We start from the raw sequence: 18,540 nt of genomic DNA on the forward strand, positions 1-18,540 counted from the left end.
TGCGTAGTCACGAGAAGAGACTATTGCATGCGCATGCATCTAATGTCTAGGCATTAAATGCGTTTGCATTCATTGCGTCTGCATGCTATGTTCCTCAGCATGACCGCTACGAAGGTCAGCGGTGGACCTGGTGAGACCACCGCCGATGCCAGTGCTGACGTGAGGGAATGGCGCGAGCTGCTGGCTCGCCACGCCGACCTGACCTGCGCCCTCGACCGGGCCCTGCAGGCCGGCCATTCGCTGGGCATGAGTGAGTACGAGGTGCTCGAGCGGCTCGCCGAGTTCGCGGAGCACTCCGCGAAGGTGGCGACGATCGCCAAGTCCGTGCACCTCAGCCAGAGCGCGCTGTCCCGGGTGATCGGCCGCCTCGAGGTCGCCGGCCTGGTCGAGCGGCACATGTGCCCGGAGGACCGGCGCGCGATCAACGTCCGGCTGACCGACGAAGGCCTGAAGCGTCAGACCGAGGCGCAGCCGACCCAGCGGAAGGTGCTCGCGCAGCGCCTGCACGCCCCACTCGTGAAGAGTTGCGAGCCCGTACCTTCACTGGCTGAGTGAAACCTTCGCCACGTAAAGCGGTTGCGGCGGGAACATACGCTTCAGTCCATGGAGGTCAGGGCACACGTCGCACAGCAGGTGTTCACGCTCCAGCTGTCCGATGACTTCTGGTTCCCCGACGTGGAGCCGGTGCTGCGGGCGTTGCGGGAACGGTTCGGTGTCGAGGCCGTCGTACGGACGTGTGTGTCCGAGGACCCGATCACGTACCTGATGGACCCGGTCGACGAGCTGCCGGAGTCGTTCGACCAGATGCTGCGGTGGATCGGGTCACAGGTACAGGCGACCGGGCCGTGGGCGCAGGTGAAGTCCTGGGGTCTGTCCAACGTTCTGCGGATCCCGACTGCTGGCGGAGCCGTGTATTTCAAGGCGATCTCGCAGGCGTCGACCGACCCGGACGCATTGCCGTTCCTGTTCGCGCACGAGCCCCGGTTCCTGCAGCTCGCGTCCGCGGATCGGCCCGGTCAGGTGCCGGCTCCGATCGCGATCGACGAGCAACGCGTGTGGGTGCTGCTGCCGGACCTCGGTACGCCGCTCGCCGCATCGGGGGACGTGGACCTCTGGATCGATGCCGTACGCAACCATGCGCGGCTGCAGCGGAGCTACGCCGGCGAACCTTCACGGCTGCTGGGCTACAGCTGCGCGGACCGTCGGCTCGCCGTACTCTCCGAACAGCTCGACCGGCTGCTCGAGCCGAACAAGTTGACCCGACGCCTCGACCCGAGGCAGCTCGCGGAGTTGCCGGTGCGGGCGAAACAGTTGCATGAGGCAATTACCGAGCTGGCCGGCCTCGGCGTACCGGAGACCTTGTTGCACGGGGATCTGCATCCGCGGAACCTCGCGGTGCGGGACGGACAGGTGCTCGCGTTCGACTGGACCGACGTGGCGCTGGCGCATCCGTTCCTCGACCTCGTGACGTTCGTCGAGGAACGGTCGCCGCTGTCGGCGGACCCGCGGGTGCGGGACGCGTACCTGGCCGAGTGGGAGGAGTACGCCACCCCGGCCGACCTCCGCCGTGCGCTGACGCTCGCGGAGGAACTCGGCACCCTCTACCAGACGATCACCTACCTGCACCTGGTGGACCACGTCACCGGCCCGACCCTCGACTCGCTCTTCCGCGGCGGCTCCATCTGGATGGAGAAACTCCTGGCGATGCAGGACGGCTAGCCTCGGCGTACGGGCTGCCGGCGCCGCGGTGAAACTCAGCGCAGTGGCGCGCCTTCCTGGATCGAGTCGATCTCGGCGTCCTTCACCAGGGCCGCGAGGCGGGCGAACGTACGGATCCGTACCGCGCGGTCGAGCTCGGTGGGCATCACCGGGAAGAGCGACTCGGGCCACAGCAGGTACCGGCGGAACGAGTACGCCGCCAGCGCGTCCGACGCGCCACGCTCCCCCAGGTACCCGAGGCTCTGCCGGATCGAGCGTCGCCCGGGCACTCGTTCGACGGCCTGGTTCGCCAGGAAGATCCCGAAGCCGTGGAACACCGCGAACAGGTCGGTCACCGCCTCGGCGTCAGGCCGACCACGCTCCATCAGGTGGTATCCCCAGAGCACCTCGTGACCGAGCTCGTGCGCGGTCGCCGCGACCACCGCGGCCGGGTCGGCCCGGGTCAGCGCGGCCAGCATCACCGCCGTACCCTCCTGGCCGCCGGTGCGCAGGTCGAGCCAGGCCGCGCGCGAACCGCTACCGGCCGGCGTCGACCAGATCGCCTCGGCCTGCTGGATCAGTTCGGTACGCCGTACCGGATCGGTCTCGTGCAGGATCGCCGTACTGCGCTTCACCTCGGCCGCGAGTTCGCGCTCGGTAAGCACGGCGATCTCGGGCTCGTACGCGGCGAGCGCTTTCACCTCAGCCGGCGTCATCGTTGCCTGAAGCCCCGAAACCGCGAGCAGCTCGCGGTGCCCGGCGTGCAGGCGGTGAACGGCAGCGCTGCGGGCGGCGGCGCGGACGTCCTCCATCCGGAAGCTGAACCGGATCCGGTCGTCCGGTATCTCCATCCAGGCGCAGACCTTCAGGCACAGCTCGCGGGCGGCCTGCTCGGAACCGTCGTACCCGGCCGGGACGAAGGCGCTGGGCAGCACCGGGCGGCGGCGCATCGGCTCGACGCCGAAGCGGCCGATCAGCCAGTCCAGCGTGTCCTCGATCCACTGCTCGGGTCCACCGGGCAGCAGGACCTTCGGCCCGTAGAGCAGGTCGCGATCACGTTGCCGACGGCGCCACGCACCGATCAGATTCATACCGGAACTGACGCGGCCACTCAGGTCCGCGTTCCATCAGGAATATTGCAGCTGCATCACCAACCCAACACAGTCGGCGGGCCGCCGAGGAGTTCCTCCAGACGGGCGGTGAAACGTACTCGCGGCTCCGGATCGAGCGCCAGGTGCCAAGGCGGTAGCAGTGGGCCGTCGCGGAGCAGTTGATGCTGGCGGAAGCGGTACAGCGCGAGCGCCTCGGCTACTGCGTGTTCGCCAAGGTAGCCGGAGGTGTGGACCCATTCGTCGTCGAGCGTGTTCTCGTCGACGGCGGCGTTGACGAGGACGACACCGAACCCGTGGAACAACGCGCACAGGTCGGTCAACGGTTCTTCGAGCGGCCCGGTCGACCATGTGGGTGCGGGTCTCGACAGCAGCTCGTGGCTCAGCTCGTGCGACAACGTGGCGAGCAGCTTCAACGGATCGGCGGCGACATCGGACCGCAGCAGGACCGCGCAGTGCCCGGGAATCGGTTCGATACCAGGGGATTCCGCGCCGAGATCGATCCACCGCCCGAGCGCCGGTCCGGCCTGTACGGCACTGTTCGCCGCACTGGGACGTCCCGGATCGGATGCCGCGAGCAAGCACCGCACCACCTCCGCGCCGAACTCTTCGGCACCGAGCCGCTGGACCAGGAACGGCACCAGGTTGTCCTCGTCGTCGGCCAGCTCCGCCTCGACGATCCGGTCGACCTGTTCGAACGACGCCGTACCCAACCTGGCCGAGTGGGCCCGGACCGCAGCGCGATCGCCGGGCGCGGCACCCTGCGACAGCGGGTGTCCGGGGTCGAGGTAGCCGTCGAGCATCGCCGACCCGAGCAGCTCGGCCGCCTCGGTCACCGTCTCCAGCCGGAAGCTGAAGTGCACCCGCTCGACCGGGATCCCCAGGTGTTCGCAGACCCTCGCGCAGACGTCGCGCGCTGCCGCCTCGGACCCGTCGTACCCCGGCGGCACGAACTCGGCCGGTAGGACGACCGGCCGCCGCAACGGCTCCGTCCCGAAGTGCTCGACCAGCAACCGGAACGAGTCCTCGACCCACCGCCGTGGCCCACCGGGCAGCGGGACCTTGGGCCCCCGTACCAGATCAGTCATGCCGGTCGGACGGTCCCGGTGCGTGGCGGGTTCCGGCTACTTGAGCAGGAGCTTGCCGAGGCGGCGGGAGGCGACGTACATCCCGAAGGTTCCCATCGCGGCCAGGTACATCGCGTGGACGAGCAGGAACCAGCTGACGGTGCCGGTGCTGAACGCACGCTCGAGGACGACGCCCTGGTAGAGCGGGGTGAGCTCGACCAGCCAGCGGATCTCGTCCGGGTACGTCTCGACAGGGTAGAAGGTGGCCGAGAACAGGAACATCGGCATGATCGCCAGCTGCACGAACTCGAAGTCCTGCCAGCTGCGCATGAACGTGGTCAGCGCCATCCCCGCACCGGCGAACGCGAACCCGATCAGCACCGAGGCCGGCAACGCGAGCAGCGCCCACCAGGACGAGATCAGCCCCATGATCAGCATCACCACGACGAACATCGCGGAGTAGATCGCCCCGCGCAGCAACGCCCAGGTGACCTCGCCGGTGGCCACGTCCCACGGCCGCATCGGCGTCGCGAGGATCGAGTCGTAGAGCTTGGCGTACTTCATCCGGAAGAAGATGTTGTACGTCGAGTCGAAGATCGCGCCGTTCATCGCCGAACTGGCGAGCATCGCGGGCGCGACGAACGCGGCGTACGCGATCTTCGTGCCGTCGGACAGCGTGAACGCGCCGACCAGGTGTGCGACGCCGACGCCGATCGACAGCAGGTAGAACACCGGCTCGAAGAAGCCCGAGAGGAACACCACCCAGGAGCGGCGGTAGAGCATGAAGTTCCGCTCGACGAGGTGCCGTCCCCCACCGAGCCGGACGGGCACGGGCACCACCCGCGCAGCAATCGTCGCCATCAGCTGATCAGCCTCTTCGTGAAGCCGCGGACGGCCAGCCAGGTGCCGGCGACGAACCACGCCAGCAGATAGACGATGTTGAGCAGCGCCAGCCACGGGTTCACCGTGCCGAGGCTCAGGTTGCGGGACAGGTCGACCGCGTGCCAGAGCGGACTCACGTACGCGAGCCACTCGATCCAGTCCGGCAACTGCGACACCGGGAAGAACGCCCCGGAGAACAGGAACGCCGGTACGACGCCGAACCGGAACACCATCGCGAACCCGGAGTCGTTGTCCAGGATCGTCGCGTACGCCGCGATCGGTCCGGCCACCGCCATCCCGACCAGCAGCGCGACCGGCAACCCGAGGATCCCGAGCGGCGACCGCAGCCCGCCGAACACCGCGATGACGATCAGGAACACCGTGCACGAGCTCAGCACCCGGAACGCGATGAATGCCAGCTGCCCGTAGACCACGTCCGCCGGCCGCAGCGGGGTCGCGATCATCGAGTGGTAGAACTTCTGCCACTTCAGCCCACTCATCACCGGGTACGTCGCCTCGCCGACCGCGATCTGCAGCGCGGTCGAGGCCAGCAGCCCCGGCGCGATGAACTGCAGGTAGCTGACGCCGCCGAGCGCGCCGGTCCCGTTGCTGTCGACGAACGATCCGAGCCCGATCCCCATCGCGGCCAGGTAGAGCATCGGCAGCAGGAAGCTGCTGATCATCGTGCCCTTCCAGGTCCGCTTGTAGACGGTCAGCCAGTAGTCGAACATCCGCCGACCGTTCTCCACAGCAACAGCCATGTCAGTCCACCAACGTCCGGCCGGTCAGCCGGAGGAAGACGTCCTCCAGGGTGGAGCGTCGTACCAGCACCGCGGCCGGCTCGAGGCCGCGCTCGTGCACCTGGGCGACCGCACGCTCACCGTCGTCGGTGTAGAGCAGCAGGCGGTCCGGCAGCACCTCGATTCGCTGGGCCAGGTCCTCGACCTTGCCGGCCAACGCGTCGTGGTCGGCGAGCATCACGTCCGGCCCGAACCGCAGCTCGGTCACCTCACGGGTCGAGTAGTCCCGGATCAGGTCGGCCGGCGATCCCTCGGCCGCGATCAGCCCGCCGTCCATCACCACGAGCCGGTCGCACAGCTGCTCGGCCTCGTCCATGTAGTGGGTGGTGATGATCAGCGTGACGCCGGCCTGTTTGAGCCGGAACAGCTTGTCCCAGAGCAGATGCCGTGCCTGTGGATCGAGGCCGGTGGTCGGCTCGTCGAGCAGCAACAGGTCCGGCTTGCTGACCAGCGAGCGCGCGATCGTCAGCCGGCGCTTCATCCCGCCGGACAGTTCGTCGACCTTGACCTTCGCCTTGTCGGTGAGCGCGACGAACTCGAGCAGCTCGTCGGCGCGCAGCCGGCACTCCGCGCGACTGAGGCCGAAGTACCGCCCGTAGATGGTCAGGTTCTCCCGGACGGACAGCTCCGTGTCGAGCGTGTCGTCCTGCGGGCAGACGCCGAGCCGGCCGCGGATCGCGGGGCCGTCGGTGGCCGGGTCCATCCCGAGGATCCGGAGCGTGCCGCCGCTGGTCGGGGAGACCGCGCCGATCATCCGCATCGTCGAGGACTTGCCCGCGCCGTTCGGCCCGAGGAACCCGAACGCCTCGCCGCGCCACACGTCCAGGTCGATCCCGCGGACCGCTTCGAAGGCGCCGTACGACTTCCGCAGGCCACGGACGTGCACCAGAGAATCGCTCACCCACCCGACACTAGACGGAGCGTCGGACAGTTTCCTGTTCGTTGACGACGTACCCGAGCCGCTGCACCGCGTAGGCCCGCACACCGGCCGCCAGCCATTCCGGCAACTCCGCGTCGACCATCGCGACGATCGCCCGCTGGTCCGCGTTCTCCACCAGCAGATCCGCCAGCCCGTAATAGGTGGTCGGCGTGGCCGGCCAAACCTCGAGCACCCCCAGATAGTGCTGCTCGATCAACTCCAGTCCTTCCTTGGAGTCCGGGCTGACACCACGGTCCCGGGCGGATGCCATCCGCAACAAGAGGCGGCGCCCTTCGTCCCCCAGCCGTTCGTAGTCCTCCCGTGTCCACCCGTCGGCCTCGCGCACCGCCTTCTCGAAACCTTCCGCGGCCGCCGCCCCGTACCGCTCGGCGAGATCCACACGAAGCCGGGCCCGCGCATCGCTCAACCCCACGAAGAACTCCTCGTCCGCGACGCCGGCGTCCCCGGACAGCCCGGCGATCGTCCGCTCGACCGCCCCGAGCATGTCGTCCAACCGCTTCCGCTCCGCCAGCAACTGCTCCCGATGCCCCTGCAGTGCGACCACCTCGTCGTCCTGCTCGGCCAGGATCCGCGCGATCGACGGCAGCGGTACGCCGAGCTCCCGGAGCAGCAGGATCCGCTGCAGCCGGAGCAGCTCGGGACGTCCGTAGTACCGGTATCCGTTCGGCGCGACCCGGCCGGGCGGGAGCAGCCCGATCGCGTCGTAGTGCCGCAGCGTCCGGACCGAGACACCGGCGAGCCGGGCGACCTCGCTGACCGTACGTTCCACAACACCTCCGGCAATCGGGTTGAGTCTGACGTTACGTCACCCCTTAGCGTCCGCGGCATGGCATTCACGATCCTGCACACCCGGCTGGTCGACCGGGGTACGGCGCTGCCCGCGGACTGTCTGCGGGTCGCGGACGGTCGCATCGTGGCGATCGGCGGCCCGGACATCGCGCGGCCGGACGACGTACTCGTCGACGGCACCGGTACGACTCTTCTCCCCGGGCTGATCGACGCACACGTCCACCTCGCGCCGGGTAGTACGCGACTGGCCGCGAAGTACGGCGTGACGACGCAGCTCGACATGTTCAGCATGCCCGAGGTGATCGGCGCGGAGACGCCACGGTCAGCTTTCTTCGCGTCGAGCATCGGGGCGACGGCGCCGGGCGGGCACCCGTCGATCGCGTTCCCACCGCTTCCTTACGTGACAGGGCCTGATGACGCGAAGCAGTTCGTCGCGGACCGGATCGCCGAGGGCGCCGACCACCTGAAGCTGATCTACGACGACGGCGCCGGCGCTGGGATGCGCATGCCGACACTGGACTTGCAGACGGTCCAGGCGCTGACCTCCGAGGCACATGCTCACGGGCTGACGGTCGTCGCACACGTGTCGACCGCTGCTGCTGCCGTCGAGGTGGTTGAGTGCGGAGTCGACGTACTGGCGCACGCACCGTCGAACCTCATGTCTCCTGCGGACATCGAGGCTGTTGCCGGTGTGGCCGTCATTGCGACGCTGGGCATCGTCGACGGGTTCAACGGGCCGTCCGGTCGCCTGCCGTTGCTGGACGAGCCGGAGCTGATGGCACGGATGCCTGCACGCTGGCGGCGCGTACTGGACGCACAGTCACGTCGCTGGATGCCACCGCAGCCACCTGACGGCGCAGGGGCTCGGGCGAACACCCTGGCGTTGCTGCGGGCCGGCGTACGGGTTCTTGCTGGGACTGACGCGCCTAACCCAGGGCTGGTGTTCGGGGCTTCGCTGCACAACGAGCTGGTTCACCTGGTGCGTGCCGGCCTCAGTCCGGCGGAGGCGCTCGTTGCTGCGACCAATGCTCCTGCCGAGGTGTTCAAGCTGACTGACCGTGGGCGACTGACGGTAGGTGCTCGTGCGGACCTTCTGCTGGTAGAGGGGGATCCGCTGGTCGATATCGCTGCCACACAACGGATTCTGAAAGTCTGGGTCGGCGGAGAGGCTCCGGCCGGGTACGCAGGCACTGCGACGGAGCTGGCGACCATCCGCTTCCTCGGTGAGACCACAGAGCGGATCGTCAGCACGCTGAAGAAGCTGTGGCCCGGGCTGCCGTCGCCAGAGGACGTGGTGCGCGAGGACGGTGAGCTGCTGGGTCGCGTGGTGCCCGTGGCCGGCGGGTGGTTGCCGACGACCGTCTTCGGTGCAGCCCTCGGTCCTGCGAGTGACAGGGACGCTGCTGTCGACGTACTGGAGAAGGAAGGGCTGGCGAGCCTCACCGAGACCTGGTGGGCGCGGACGGACGGGCCGGACTGGGAAGAGGCAGTACTGATGGAAGCGCAGCCGGACCGCGTCCGGCTGCGCTGGAAGGACCCGCTACGCGAACAACCCGCGGCAGGTCAGTGGTACGACGTCATCGACATCGACCTGTCCCGTCAGCCTCTGCCCACATAAGGCATGCCCGCCGCCATCACGGTCAGCGTCGGTACCGCGACCGACGTCGGCAGCTCGGCGATCCGGACCACGAAGTCCGCGACGATCCTCGGATCGAACGTCGGCTCGACCGCGATCGATCCGTCCGGCTGGAGCACCCCCTGCTCCATCCGGGCGGTCATCGCGGTCGCGGCGTTCCCGATGTCGATCTGGCACGCCGTGATCCCGTGCGCCCGCCCCTCCAGCTCGAGCCCCTTCGTCAACCCGCTGATCGCATGCTTGCTCGCCGTGTACGCGATTCCCTGCGGCCGCGGCACGTGCGCCGAGATCGACCCGTTGTTGATGATCCGCCCACCCTTCGGCTCCTGCCGCAACATCAGGTCGTACGCCGCCTGTGCACAAAGGAACGACCCGGTCAGGTTGGTGTCCACCACCCGCCGCCAGTCCTCCTCCTTAACGTCCTCCACCCCAGCCGCCGGCGACCCGGTCCCAGCGTTGTTGACCAAGACGTCAACCCGCTCGAGCCCCGCAAAGAACTCGCGCACCGCCCCACCGTCAGCCACATCCAGCACGGCATACCGCACCTGTTCTCCACCGAGAGCAACGGTCTCCTTCAGCTTCTCCTCGGTCCGCCCCGTCACCCACACCTGAAACCCCGCCTGAGCCAGCGCCAGCGCCATCTCCCGGCCCAGCCCCGACCCGCCTCCGGTCACCACCGCAACCCGCGTCACAGAACGCACCCTTCCGCCGTCGAAAGCATGGGACAGATTCTCCCCCAGCACGGAGAGTGATGAGATGACGACCGAGAGCAAATGAGTGGCGGCTCACTTGAATAATCTGGAAACTCATTTGCGTGTATCACGCAAGCATGTATATGCTTGCAGCATGCAAGTAAATGACGCGTACGCTCCACAGACCCCGATCGAGGGTGTGATGCACGCGTTCACCCGGATCGGGCGCCGGCTGAAGGCCAAGCAACCCGGCGACACGATCGACCACAGCGCGCACGTCGTGCTGTTCGCCCTGCGGTGCAACGGCGCACTGCGGCTGTCCGATCTGGCCGCCCGGCTGGAGCTCGACGCCTCGACCACCAGCCGGCACGTCCGGTCCCTGGAGCAGCTCGGCCTGGTCCGGCGCTCCCCCGACCCCGACGACGGCCGGGCCTTCCGGGTCGAGCTGACCGAGCAGGGCGTCGAGCAATGGGAAACCAGCGCCCGGCGCCGGATGGAGCTGCTGAGCGCCGCGATGGAGGGCTGGTCCGAGGAGGACGTGCAGACCTTCGAGCGGCTGATGACCCGTTTCGCGGACGGCGTCGCCGCCCTCACCGAAGCCCCGAGCAGCGCCGCCTGGGCCGACAAGGGGTGGGCCGCGGTCGCACCGCGGCTGCACCAGCCCGCCCGGGCAGAGCGCAGTACAGACCAAGACTTCGCGGCCGGCGGCGATCCCGCCCCCCGCAAGAACACCGACAAGAACCTGGAGAGCACCAAATGAGCACCACAGAGCCTGCCACCGCCGGCGGCGCTGCGCCTGATAGCGGTCCCAGCTACCTGTCCCACAAGCAGATCCTGGTGATTCTCGGCGGCCTGATGGCCGGGATGTTCCTGGCTGCGCTCGACCAGAGCATCGTGGGTACGGCCCTTCCGCGCATCGTCAGCGAGTTCAACAGCCTCGACAAGCTGTCCTGGGTGGTCACGGCGTACCTGCTGACGTCGACCGCCTCGACCCCCCTGTGGGGCAAGATCTCCGACCTGTACGGCCGCCGCCCGCTGTTCATCGCGGCGATCGTCACCTTCCTCGGCGGCTCGGTGCTGTCCGCGCTGTCGCAGAACATCGAGCAGCTGATCGGCTTCCGCGCCGTCCAGGGTCTGGGCGCCGGCGGTCTGATGTCGCTCGCGTTCGCCACCATCGGCGACGTGATCCCGCCGCGCGAGCGCGGTAAGTACATGGGGTACTTCGGCGCCGTCTTCGGCCTCTCCTCGGTGGCCGGCCCGCTGCTCGGCGGTCTGCTCACCGACGGTCCCGGCTGGCGCTGGATCTTCTGGATCAACCTGCCGATCGGCCTGGTTGCCCTCGGCATCGTCGCCGCCGTGCTCCGGCTGCCGCACGTGAAGCGCTCGCACAAGATCGACTACCTGGGCGCCACGACGATCGCTGCCGCGGTCACCTCGTTGCTGCTGGCCATCTCCTGGAGCGGTCCGACCAACGGCTGGGGCACCGGCACCACGATCGGCCTGCTGGTCGCGGCCGTCGTACTGGCCGTCGCGTTCGTCGTCATCGAGCTGCGAGTGGCCGAGCCGATCATCCCGATGGACCTGTTCAAGGGCCGGATCTTCTCCGGGTACGCCGGGTTCGCGTTCCTGCTCGGCTTCGCGATGTTCGGTGCGCTGATCTTCCTGCCGCTGTACCTGCAGGCGGTCAAGGACCTGTCGCCGACCCGCTCCGGCCTGGCGTTGCTGCCGATGATCGTCGGTATCTTCTCCGCCTCGATCCCGAGCGGCCAGATGATGAGCAAGAGCGGCCGGTACAAGCACTTCCCGATCATCTCCGCGGTCCTGGTCGCCGGCGCGATGGTGCTGCTGTCCACGCTGGGCCTGAGCACGCCGTACTGGCAGCTCGCGATCTACATGTTCGTGATGGGCGCCGGTCTGGGTCTGTCGATGCAGATCACCGTCACCGCCGCGCAGAACAGCGTTCCCCGGCAGCACATGGGTAGCGCGACCTCCACGATGACGTTCTTCCGCTCGATGGGCGGCGCGATCGGTACGGCGGTCTACGGCGCCGTACTGACCAGCCGGCTGAAGGTCCACCTGGGCGACATCATCCCGAACGCCACCCACTCGATGGTCGAGGGACTGGCCAAGGCGGCCAACAGCGTCCAGGCCCTGCACTCGCTGAAGGAGCCGCTGAAGGGCTTCGCCCTGCACGGTCTCGTCGACGCGATGGACGACGTGTTCCTGGTCTCGCTGCCGTTCCTGGCGATCGCGCTGGTCCTGGCGATCATCACCCCGGAGCAGCGGCTGGCCGGCCGCAACGACGCCCCGAAGGCCGAGGGCGAGGAGTCGGTCGAGGCCTCGGCCGCGGCGGCCATGCACTGACCTGCGCTGATCGCTTGACCGAACCGATACCAAACCTCGGTTGACCTACCCGACAGCCGCCCTGGAAAGCTTTCCAGGGCGGCTGTTCGACTCCTGTACACCATCCGGACGGCCGGCTGACCCTCCCTGGGACTTAGTTTCGTCACGTACCTAACGACAGGACTGCCGCACGGATGAAGACACTTGACCGGCCGCTGGACGACGACGACCGCGCGATGGCCGACATCGCCGAGGTGCGCGACTGGCGACGCCTGGGCGGACCCCAGGCGGGCCTGACCGGCCCCGTTCCGGTACGCCGGCTGATCAAGCGGGTGAAGTCGGCGACCAACTGGAAGCCGTGGCCGATCGACCGCCGGACCGTGATCGACGACCAGCTCGACGGCTGGGGCTTCCTGACCAAGCGGAACACCGAGCTCGCCGTGTACGACGACCAGATCCTGCCGCACAGCCCGTTCAGCGGCTGGGTCGCGTTCGCGATCGAGCCCGGCGACGTCGCCGAGGCGGCCGCAGGGCTGGACGAGCACTGGCCGGAGAAATTCGACCTCGCCTGCCGGCACTGGGGACAGCCTTCGTACGTCGGAGTGGAGAGCAAGACCGGGTTCGAGGACGACTGGGCACCCGGTGCCGGCATCGGACGCCGGCACCTGGCCGTCTGGACGCCACCGGGCGCGGAGATCCACCTGTACAGCAACAAGCCGACCGCCCGCCCGTTGTCCACAGCGGTTGGCATCAACTACGTGGTGTACCTCAACGAGGAGGGGACATGACCCAAGCCGCCCCAGAGCTGACCGCCCTTCGCCATGCCCGCGAGCAACTTCGCGACGACAGGATCGCCAACAGCGACCAGCGTCCAGGCACCGGCGAGAACAGCACCGTGGCCCCACACCGCCTTGCCGAAGGCGCCCGCACCGTCCGGGCAGCCCTCCCCGAGAACCCCGCCACGGACCCAAACTTCCGGGCCGGCCGGAACCCGGCCGGCCCGACTCGCGCGGTCGGCGACGCCGGCGCCCGTCCCGACGCCGCCAAACCCTCGTCCGGCCGCGACCGCCCAGCCGGCCGCGACGGCCGCTGAAGCGGTCCACTCGGTACGCCACCCCACGCCGAGAACCGGCTGCCGGAGTAGACCATTCCGGAGCCGGAGCAGTTGTCCACAGGCGGCCGGAAGGCCGTGGATCTTGACCCTGACGGCAATCTACGCTGGCCGACGACGGCTTGAGCAGCGATGGAAGGAACGAGCCCCGAATGAAAACGCAGGACAGGCCGCTCCAGGAGGACGACCTGGCGCTGGCAGATCTCGCCGCGATCACCGACTGGACCCCGATCGCCGGTCCGGACTCGGACAGCACCGGTCCGGCCACCATCAAGGGCATCGTCGAGCGGGTCACCGCGGTGACCGACTGGACGCCCTGGCCGCTCACGAGGCCCGACGACGTCGGCCCGCACAGCGCCGGCTGGGGATTCAGCACCCCGCGCGGCAGCACGATCATGGTGTACGACGGAATGGCGTTCGCGGATGCCCGCAACTCCGGCTGGTCGGCGTACGAGATCGGTCCGAACGACCTGGCCGATGCCGAGGCCGGTCTGGACGCGCACTGGCCCGATCACCTCGAGCTGGCTCGCAAGCACTTCGGTGAGCCGACCTACGTAGGCGACTACAACGACCCGGACTTCGATGACGCCTGGGCCCCCGGAGCTGCTGCCGACAAGCGCCATCTGGCCGTTTGGGTGCGGCCGGGCGCGGAGCTCCGCCTCTTCAGTGACAGGCCGACAGCGGAGCCGCTGACCGAGGCCGTCTGTGTCAACTACGCGGTTTACATCAACTAGGAGTCCAGATATGTCAGACACCTCAGCTCCGCCCGCCACCCCGAGGCTGGACGCGCTCCGGGCCGAGATGAACCCTCAGCAGCGGGCCAACTTCGACAAGATGCTCAACCATCAGCCGCGGTTGAAGCGCATGTACAACGCGACCGTGAAGACGGCTCAGGAGGCGTGGAACTCGCAGCCGGGTATCCGGGCCCGGCTCGCCGGCATCGCTGCCGTCGATGCGGGCGCGGCTACCGGTAAGGCACTCGGCACGGCGGGGCGCGCCACGTGGACCGCCGCAACGAACCCGCGCCAGACGTTCAACAACGCCGTTGACGCCGGCGAGCGGGGACTCGCCGCGACCGGACGCAGTATCGCGAACAGCAGGCTCGGACGCTGGGTCCAGGATAAATGGAGCCGAACGACTGCTGCGGCCGAGGCCGGCCGGGTAGCCTTCACCGAGGACCGGAGGAACCCGAACTCGCCGCGGGTGTCTGCGCAGGACCGGCTCGATCTGGGCGACCGCGCCCTTGCCATGCTCGCGGCACAGACTCCGGAGGAGTACGCGGCTGCTACCCAGAACCTGATGAGCGCCCTTCAGGCGCAGATCGACAAGAACAACATCAACTTCGGCACCGCGCAGGCGCCGGCGGCACAGGCCGTTTCGACCTCGGCCGCCACTGGTCAGGAGTCCGCCGAGCACGGCGCCCAGCAGCAGACTGGCGCCAACGTCACCAAGCAGAACAACAACGAGGTTCAGCGCTGAGTTGTTTCCCGAGCACTACGAAACCGGCCGTCCTCGCGAATGCGAAGGGCGGCCGGTTTCGTTCAGTCGGTCGGGCTTGGTTGGGCGCGGCGCCGGGATCTCGGGGGCTCGGGATCTACGTCGTTGCCGGCCAGGTGGTTGACGATCGCGTTGAGGACGGCGGCTGTCGGGACGGCTACCAGGGCGCCGACGATGCCGGCGATGACGACGCCGGTGGCGATGGCGAGGATGACCGCGAGCGGATGGACGCTGACGGCCCGGCCGAGCAGGAACGGCTGCAGGACGTGCGCCTCCAGTTGCTGCACGCCGATCACGACCGCCAGCATCACGATCGCGATGAAGGGGCCTTTGGCAACGAGTGCGACGAGGACCGCGACGACGCCGCTGACCAGCGCGCCGACCACCGGGATGAAGGAACTGACGAATACCAGAATGCCGATCGCGCTGACCAGGGGCAGCCCGAGGATCGCGGCGCCGAGGGAGATCCCGATCGCGTCGACCGAGGCGACGATAACCGTGGCGCGGACGAACGCCGTCAGCGACACCCACGCCTTCCGCCCGGACGAGTCCGTCTTGTCGCGGGCACGCCGCGGGAACAGCCGCACCAGCCACGACCAGATCTGCTCGCCCTGGTACAGGAAGAAGAACAGGCAGAACAGCGAGATGAACAGCCCGGCCACCACATGGGTTGCCGTCGTACCGACCGCTGCCGCCTGCTGACCGATCGCGCCGCCGGAGGTGAACTGCTTCTGGATCTGCTTGAAGAGGTTGGAGATGTCCGCGTCGGTCAGACCGAAGTTGATCCGGGCAAGGTCCCGCAGCTTCTGCACACCTTCGCCGACCTGGTTGGACAGGTCCTCGAACTGTCCCGCGATCTGCGTTCCGACCAGTGTCAGCAGGCCGGCGACCACGACGATCGTCGAAATCACCGTGAGACCCGCCGCGGGACCGCGCGGAAGACGGAGCCTCTGCAGGCCGTTCGTGATCGGTACCAGCAGCGCGGTGAGCAGTACGCCGACGGTCACCGGTACGAAGACCTCGGACAGGTAGCGCATCGCGTACCCAATCACACCGACGGCCGCCACGATCACCAGGAATCGCCACGCCCACGCGCTCGCGATCTCCATCGCCGGCGTCACCCCGTGGTCGACCCTCACCGGCCCAGGTGCTGCCGCGGACTCGCTGACCTCGTCCAGCACTTCGTTGTCCGCGACCGGGCTCTCCTCGGTCTCGGTGTTCTCGTCCCGCCCGACATCGCTCATGCGGCCTCCCTGGGTCATGAGACTAGTGCCCGGGGAGACCCGATCCATGAATATGGGACGCGAGACCCTCCGCGGCTTTCGGGTCGTCGTCGGCGAGCAGCCCGACGGCTGCGAGTACGTAGTCCGCGTCGACGCACACCTCGGCGCGCTGCGGTACCAGCCAGCCTTCCTCCTGGGCGTTCGTCCCGATCGCGCCGAGGATCCGCGATGCCACCTCGGGCGGGTTGTGCCGCAGTACTCCCCCGGAACCGACCAGCAGGTCGACCTCGCGCAGGTCCTTGCCGGATCGTTCGATCACCCGCCCGCCGGGCCCGAACACGATCCGCTGCCGTCCCGCGTGCCGCCGGAGCGCGACGGTGGCGGCCACGCTCGCGAGCGTCTCGTCGTACCGGCTCTCCTGCTCGTTGTCCGGCAGGTACGGCGGATCCGCGTGCCGCCGCTCGGCGGCAGCCTGGAGCTCGCGGTCGTCCACCAGTCCGGCCTCGAGGCCCGCGGCCACCACAGGTACCGCGCTCCAGCGCATGCCGAGATCGCCTTCGACGGTACGGGTGACCGGATGCGTGGCGACTACCTCGCGCCCGAGGTTCGCGTCCTCCGGGTCGAGCTCGATCACCGAGTGCACGTCGGTGGTCGCGCCGCCGATGTCCACCACCGCGACGTCCCCGTGCAGACCGGCGAGCACCTCGACGCCCCGCAGTACGACGTCCGGCGTCGCGGCGCGGACCATCCGCGCGAACGCCGGATCCCGGGATAGGTTCTTCCCGCCGATCACGTGCTGCAGGAACATCTCCCGGATCGCCGCCCGGGCGCTGTCCGGCGCGAACACCCCGATCTCCGGTACGACGTTGTCCGCCAGCACATGCGGTACGGCGGCCGCCGTCAGCGTCTCGGCGATCTCGTTCCGCGCGTCGACGTTGCCCGCGACAACGACCGGTTTCCGCCACCTGTACTTCGCCAGCGTCTCGGCAGCGTTGAGCAGTACGGCGGAGTTGCCGCCGTCGGTGCCGCCGAGCAGCAGAACCACGTCCGGGCGGTCCTTGCGCAGTTCCTTCTGGCCGGTCGCGGTCAGGCCGCCGCTGACGACCGCGACGACGCGGCCGCCGCTCGACAACGCGACCCGCTTGCCCGCTTCCGCGGTGACCAGCTCTTCGTTGCCCACGACACCGATCCGCAGCCCGCCACCCGCACTGGAACAAGCCAGCACCTCAGCGTCCCGCACCCCACGATCAGCCTCTTCGAGCACGGCCCGGCACGCGTGCCACCCGTCCATCACGTCGGTCCCGATCGTCGTCCGGTGCTCGGCCCGGGCGACGAGCTCGCCCGAACCGGAATCCACCGCGACCGCCTTCGTGAAGGTCGACCCGAAGTCGACCGCCACCACGAGACTCACACACACCCCGCCTCTCGATCGACCCAACCGCTCCCCATCCAGCCCTCACCCACCCACCCAGATTTGCTGGGCACACCAGCCAGGTTGGGGGTTTGTGACCGGCACTCAGGGTCAGGAACCCCACATTCGGCTGGCTGACCCAGCAAACTCGCCGGGACGATGGGTGGAGGTCAGCCGAGGGCGCGTTCCAGGTCCTGGAGGAGGTCGTCTGCGGTTTCGATGCCGACGCTCAGGCGGATCAGGTCGGCGGGGACCTCCAGCGGCGTACCGGCGACCGAGGCGTGGGTCATCTTGCCGGGGTGTTCGATCAGCGACTCGACGCCGCCGAGGGACTCGCCCAGGGTGAAGACCTCGGCCTTGTTGCAGATGTCCAGCGCCTGCGCCTCGCCGCCGGCGACGCGGAAGCTCACGATGCCGCCGTACCGCTTCATCTGCTTCGCGGCGGTCTCGTGGCCCGGGTGCCCGTCGATCCCCGGGTACAGCACCTGGCTGACGGACTTGTGCCGCTGGAGGAACTCGACGACCTTCTCGGCGTTGTCGCTGTGCCGGTCCATCCGTACGCCGAGAGTCTTGATGCCGCGCAGCACCAGCCACGAGTCGAACGGGCCGGCGACCGCACCGATCGCGTTCTGGTGGAAGGCGATCTTGTCCGCGAGCTCGGCGTCCCGCACGATCAGAGCACCGCCGACCACGTCGGAGTGGCCACCCATGTACTTGGTCGTCGAGTGCACGACCACGTCCGCACCGAGCTCGAGCGGCTGCTGCAGATACGCGGAGGCGAAGGTGTTGTCGACCACGAGCAGCGCGCCGGCGTCGTGCGCGATCTGCGCGACGATCGCGATGTCCGCGACGTTCAGCAGCGGGTTCGTCGGGGTCTCCAGCCAGACCACCTTGGTCTTGCCCGGCTGGATCGCGGCCCGGATCGCCTCCGGGTGGGTGACCGCGGCGGGGGTCATCTCGACGCCCCAGTTGCTCAGCACCCGGGAGAACAGCCGGAACGTGCCCCCGTACGCGTCGTCCGGGAACACCACGTGGTCGCCGGGCGCGCACACCGACCGGATCAGCGTGTCCTCCGCGGCCAGGCCGCTGGCGAACGCGAAGCCGCGCGTACCGGCCTCGATCGCGGCCAGACACTCCTCCAGCGCCGTCCGGGTCGGGTTCGCCGACCGGGAGTACTCGTAACCGTTGCGCAGCCCGCCGACGCCGTCCTGCTTGTAGGTGCTGGTCGCGTAGATCGGCGGGACCACCGCCCCGGTCGTCGGGTCCGGCTCGTTCCCGGCGTGGATGGCAAGTGTCTCGAAACCGTACTGGTGTTCCTTGTTCACCGAACCAGCGTACGGCC

General features: G+C 68.6%; 19 protein-coding genes. 9 read left to right on the forward strand and 10 right to left on the reverse strand.

What is annotated here, in order from left to right; translation table 11 throughout:
* Positions 1-99: 99 nt before the first annotated feature.
* Both ACZ5BU_RS02875 and ACZ5BU_RS02880 read left to right on the forward strand, forming a co-directional pair.
* Entirely contained in the window at positions 100-555 is a 456-nt protein-coding gene (locus ACZ5BU_RS02875) for a MarR family winged helix-turn-helix transcriptional regulator (RefSeq protein ID WP_465695031.1), read from the forward strand.
* Between the two features lie 48 nt (positions 556-603).
* Positions 604-1,719 (forward strand): aminoglycoside phosphotransferase family protein, encoded by a 1,116-nt coding sequence (locus ACZ5BU_RS02880; protein WP_465695032.1) that lies wholly within the window; start codon positions 604-606, stop codon positions 1,717-1,719.
* A 35-nt stretch (positions 1,720-1,754) separates the two neighbouring features.
* Here ACZ5BU_RS02880 and ACZ5BU_RS02885 read toward each other — a convergent pair whose 3' ends face one another.
* From ACZ5BU_RS02885 to ACZ5BU_RS02910, 6 genes are read right to left on the reverse strand one after another with little or no spacing between them, the layout of a single operon-like run.
* On the reverse strand, positions 1,755-2,789 hold the full coding sequence (locus tag ACZ5BU_RS02885) for a hypothetical protein (RefSeq protein WP_465695034.1): 1,035 nt from the start codon (positions 2,787-2,789) through the stop codon (positions 1,755-1,757).
* Between the two features lie 56 nt (positions 2,790-2,845).
* Positions 2,846-3,895 (reverse strand): hypothetical protein, encoded by a 1,050-nt coding sequence (locus ACZ5BU_RS02890; RefSeq protein WP_465695035.1) that lies wholly within the window; start codon positions 3,893-3,895, stop codon positions 2,846-2,848.
* Between the two features lie 36 nt (positions 3,896-3,931).
* Complete coding sequence (locus ACZ5BU_RS02895; RefSeq protein ID WP_465695036.1) at positions 3,932-4,735, reverse strand: ABC transporter permease; 804 nt, start codon at positions 4,733-4,735, stop codon at positions 3,932-3,934.
* A complete protein-coding gene (locus tag ACZ5BU_RS02900; protein WP_465695038.1) occupies positions 4,735-5,517 on the reverse strand; it encodes an ABC transporter permease in 783 nt (260 codons plus the stop codon). The genes ACZ5BU_RS02895 and ACZ5BU_RS02900 overlap by 1 nt, the downstream gene beginning before the upstream one ends.
* Position 5,518: 1 nt before the next feature.
* Entirely contained in the window at positions 5,519-6,457 is a 939-nt protein-coding gene (locus tag ACZ5BU_RS02905; RefSeq protein WP_465695039.1) for an ABC transporter ATP-binding protein, read from the reverse strand.
* Positions 6,458-6,467: 10 nt separating this feature from the next.
* Positions 6,468-7,265, reverse strand: coding sequence for a MerR family transcriptional regulator (locus tag ACZ5BU_RS02910; protein WP_465695040.1), 798 nt, complete (start codon positions 7,263-7,265; stop codon positions 6,468-6,470).
* A gap of 57 nt (positions 7,266-7,322) precedes the next feature.
* Here ACZ5BU_RS02910 and ACZ5BU_RS02915 point away from each other — a divergent pair, with 57 nt between their 5' ends.
* Positions 7,323-8,903: an amidohydrolase family protein gene (locus ACZ5BU_RS02915; protein ID WP_465695042.1), complete on the forward strand. Its 1,581-nt coding sequence runs from the start codon at positions 7,323-7,325 to the stop codon at positions 8,901-8,903.
* Here the strand turns inward: ACZ5BU_RS02915 and ACZ5BU_RS02920 are convergent.
* A complete protein-coding gene (locus ACZ5BU_RS02920; protein WP_465695043.1) occupies positions 8,885-9,613 on the reverse strand; it encodes an SDR family oxidoreductase in 729 nt (242 codons plus the stop codon). The genes ACZ5BU_RS02915 and ACZ5BU_RS02920 overlap by 19 nt on opposite strands.
* A 154-nt stretch (positions 9,614-9,767) precedes the next feature.
* Between ACZ5BU_RS02920 and ACZ5BU_RS02925 the strand changes: the two genes are divergently transcribed.
* The 6 genes from ACZ5BU_RS02925 (at position 9,768) to ACZ5BU_RS02950 (ending at position 14,546) form a co-directional block, all read left to right on the forward strand.
* On the forward strand, positions 9,768-10,373 hold the full coding sequence (locus ACZ5BU_RS02925; RefSeq protein ID WP_465695045.1) for a MarR family winged helix-turn-helix transcriptional regulator: 606 nt from the start codon (positions 9,768-9,770) through the stop codon (positions 10,371-10,373).
* Positions 10,370-11,977, forward strand: coding sequence for an MDR family MFS transporter (locus ACZ5BU_RS02930; RefSeq protein WP_465695046.1), 1,608 nt, complete (start codon positions 10,370-10,372; stop codon positions 11,975-11,977). Before ACZ5BU_RS02925 ends, ACZ5BU_RS02930 begins: the two co-directional genes overlap by 4 nt.
* Positions 11,978-12,150: 173 nt before the next feature.
* On the forward strand, positions 12,151-12,744 hold the full coding sequence (locus ACZ5BU_RS02935) for a hypothetical protein (protein WP_465695047.1): 594 nt from the start codon (positions 12,151-12,153) through the stop codon (positions 12,742-12,744).
* Positions 12,741-13,049, forward strand: coding sequence for a hypothetical protein (locus tag ACZ5BU_RS02940; protein ID WP_465695048.1), 309 nt, complete (start codon positions 12,741-12,743; stop codon positions 13,047-13,049). Before ACZ5BU_RS02935 ends, ACZ5BU_RS02940 begins: the two co-directional genes overlap by 4 nt.
* A gap of 170 nt (positions 13,050-13,219) precedes the next feature.
* A complete protein-coding gene (locus ACZ5BU_RS02945; RefSeq protein WP_465695049.1) occupies positions 13,220-13,801 on the forward strand; it encodes a hypothetical protein in 582 nt (193 codons plus the stop codon).
* 10 nt (positions 13,802-13,811) lie between these two features.
* Positions 13,812-14,546, forward strand: a complete 735-nt coding sequence (locus tag ACZ5BU_RS02950) for a hypothetical protein (RefSeq protein ID WP_465695051.1) — start codon at positions 13,812-13,814, stop codon at positions 14,544-14,546.
* 62 nt (positions 14,547-14,608) lie between these two features.
* On the opposite strand, the gene ACZ5BU_RS02955 is transcribed toward ACZ5BU_RS02950, so the two are convergent.
* From ACZ5BU_RS02955 to ACZ5BU_RS02965, 3 genes are all read right to left on the reverse strand, one after another.
* The gene (locus tag ACZ5BU_RS02955; RefSeq protein ID WP_465695052.1) at positions 14,609-15,808 is read right to left on the reverse strand and encodes an AI-2E family transporter; all 1,200 of its coding nucleotides are present in this window, start codon (positions 15,806-15,808) and stop codon (positions 14,609-14,611) included.
* 22 nt (positions 15,809-15,830) lie between these two features.
* Positions 15,831-17,198: a glutamate mutase L gene (locus ACZ5BU_RS02960; protein WP_465695053.1), complete on the reverse strand. Its 1,368-nt coding sequence runs from the start codon at positions 17,196-17,198 to the stop codon at positions 15,831-15,833.
* Positions 17,199-17,368: 170 nt separating this feature from the next.
* Positions 17,369-18,523, reverse strand: coding sequence for a cystathionine gamma-synthase (locus tag ACZ5BU_RS02965; protein ID WP_465695054.1), 1,155 nt, complete (start codon positions 18,521-18,523; stop codon positions 17,369-17,371).
* Positions 18,524-18,540: the final 17 nt, after the last annotated feature.

Source organism: Kribbella sp. NPDC031520 (assembly GCF_055580825.1).

Bases quoted from the DNA above. Each gene is read 5' to 3' on its own strand.
- ACZ5BU_RS02900 (WP_465695038.1), bottom strand. From the start codon at position 5,517: ATGGCTGTTGCTGTGGAGAACGGTCGGCGGATGTTCGACTACTGGCTG.
- ACZ5BU_RS02880 (WP_465695032.1), top strand. From the start codon at position 604: ATGGAGGTCAGGGCACACGTCGCACAGCAGGTGTTCACGCTCCAGCTG.
- ACZ5BU_RS02875 (WP_465695031.1), top strand. From the start codon at position 100: ATGACCGCTACGAAGGTCAGCGGTGGACCTGGTGAGACCACCGCCGAT.
- ACZ5BU_RS02945 (WP_465695049.1), top strand. From the start codon at position 13,220: ATGAAAACGCAGGACAGGCCGCTCCAGGAGGACGACCTGGCGCTGGCA.
- ACZ5BU_RS02915 (WP_465695042.1), top strand. From the start codon at position 7,323: ATGGCATTCACGATCCTGCACACCCGGCTGGTCGACCGGGGTACGGCG.
- ACZ5BU_RS02940 (WP_465695048.1), top strand. From the start codon at position 12,741: ATGACCCAAGCCGCCCCAGAGCTGACCGCCCTTCGCCATGCCCGCGAG.
- ACZ5BU_RS02885 (WP_465695034.1), bottom strand. From the start codon at position 2,789: ATGAATCTGATCGGTGCGTGGCGCCGTCGGCAACGTGATCGCGACCTG.
- ACZ5BU_RS02935 (WP_465695047.1), top strand. From the start codon at position 12,151: ATGAAGACACTTGACCGGCCGCTGGACGACGACGACCGCGCGATGGCC.
- ACZ5BU_RS02930 (WP_465695046.1), top strand. From the start codon at position 10,370: ATGAGCACCACAGAGCCTGCCACCGCCGGCGGCGCTGCGCCTGATAGC.
- ACZ5BU_RS02890 (WP_465695035.1), bottom strand. From the start codon at position 3,895: ATGACTGATCTGGTACGGGGGCCCAAGGTCCCGCTGCCCGGTGGGCCA.
- ACZ5BU_RS02925 (WP_465695045.1), top strand. From the start codon at position 9,768: ATGCAAGTAAATGACGCGTACGCTCCACAGACCCCGATCGAGGGTGTG.
- ACZ5BU_RS02895 (WP_465695036.1), bottom strand. From the start codon at position 4,735: ATGGCGACGATTGCTGCGCGGGTGGTGCCCGTGCCCGTCCGGCTCGGT.
- ACZ5BU_RS02950 (WP_465695051.1), top strand. From the start codon at position 13,812: ATGTCAGACACCTCAGCTCCGCCCGCCACCCCGAGGCTGGACGCGCTC.
- ACZ5BU_RS02955 (WP_465695052.1), bottom strand. From the start codon at position 15,808: ATGAGCGATGTCGGGCGGGACGAGAACACCGAGACCGAGGAGAGCCCG.